This window comes from Bacillus sp. CDB3, from assembly GCF_002081505.1.
GTDB lineage: Bacteria > Bacillota > Bacilli > Bacillales > Bacillaceae_G > Bacillus_A > Bacillus_A cereus_AT.
Window position 1 is genome coordinate 1 of record NZ_ALBR01000141.1, and the last position, 1,656, is coordinate 1,656.

The window sequence follows — 1,656 nt, forward strand, 5'->3', positions numbered from 1 at the left end:
AAAGGTAGACCTTTAGGTGTAGTGAAAAGTGAATAGAAAATACGTTCCTAAAGGTTTGGTTTTAATGATTAAGTACGTCTCTTAAAGTTATTTACCTTTAAGAACGCGTTATCTACATATTAATATGAATTTTTTCGTACAAAATGATTCTGTAGAAAGATTTCTATAGGAGAAAGATATTGAATATTCAATATACAAAAAGGGCCAATATTTCTATTGGCCCTTTTTACTATGCTGTAACTGTTGTTGTAGCGTTTGGGGTAAATTGTACCATTTCTAGAATAACAGGTGTTCCTGTTAATATATCACTTGCTCCAGCTGGAACAGTAATAACCAATGAGCCAACGCCTGTAGCACCTGCAGTATATGCTGAAATACCTTCCATTTGTAGCAGGCCGTTTACATACACGTTGAAATAACTATTGTTAGCAGCTAGGTCAGGTAAAGTAATAACTGCGGATCCATCATCTTGGAAAAAATCTGCAGCATCAATTGTTAAAGCATTCCCAGCTGTAGTTGGGGCTGTTGTGACATGGAAAAAACGTGAGTCTACAGGATCAATAGTCGTAGAAGTGGAAGCTGCAATAGCAAGTTTCATAAGTTGTAATGCCATAAAAAAAACTCCTTTGTTTTAAATTGGTTGTCCCATGTAGTATATGCGTGAATGATAAATATGTTCCTAGGGATAAAGGGTAATGAATTGTAATGTAATAGGGGCATGTAAGGCAGGCGGTTCTTCTGATAATAAAGTTAATTTTCCAACTTCAATGGTATATGTTATGAGAGGTTGAATGACACCATTAATAAATAAATTGAAATAAGATACTTCGGTAGGAGAGAGGATTTTCGAACTGTTATATTCAGCTAAACCATCCGCATTGGTATATACGAATTGATCTTGTTTTGCAATGGTGTGATACATGGTATTTTGGACACCTGTACCTCCGCATGTATTTCCCATAATATCAGACACCGTTTTTAATTTCGATTCTAATAACATTTCCTGTTTTATCGCTGTATCTAACATATCCTGTACACTTTTATTGACATTCAGAAGATCTGGAATGGAAGGTCCGGGACCTGTTGTCCCCTGTAAAGTTCCTAATGCATATTGAATTTTTTCCCCTTCTGCATTGAGAATATGAGCAATTCCTAACTCTTCTAAGGCAATAGAAGATAATAATAAATTGAGCGCATCGTCTCGTGTAATGGAAATATTAGGTGTAATGTTAGGTATATTAGCCTGTGACATATACGCACCTCTATTCTTTGATTTTTTGTATACTGTACCAATTTATGGCATTAATACAAACATGATTGGACAAACACCTATATAGGAGAAATGCTTTGTTATGTAATGGGTGAGACGTTATAGAAGTGGGGACATAGGATACCTGTTTACTAGATAGCATGAGTTTTAAAAAAGAGCATTCCCTTTGCAAAGGGAATGCTCTTTTTTTAGGTACATAATTTTTTAGGATAAAAGACCCAGCGGGTAACAAAACATGTCGATGTTTTTGGTAAAGAACGAACAAACTTCTTGAGTTTGTGTAAGTGCGCACTGTAGTGATTTTTTTGATTTCTAATTTTTTGTTTGTTGTTTATGAATTGTTAAAGTAGCCTATCCAATTACAATAGCGAAGAACCATTGATTTT

Annotated in this window: 2 protein-coding genes; both read right to left on the reverse strand. The window is 34.8% G+C overall.

Translation table 11 applies throughout. The features are described 5' to 3' along the window. Positions 1-229 precede the first annotated feature (229 nt). A complete protein-coding gene (locus tag CDB3_RS31400; RefSeq protein WP_128856987.1) occupies positions 230-613 on the reverse strand; it encodes a DUF4183 domain-containing protein in 384 nt (127 codons plus the stop codon). Between the two features lie 66 nt (positions 614-679). Beyond that, entirely contained in the window at positions 680-1,252 is a 573-nt protein-coding gene (locus tag CDB3_RS32895; protein WP_256869980.1) for a DUF4183 domain-containing protein, read from the reverse strand. Positions 1,253-1,656: the final 404 nt, after the last annotated feature.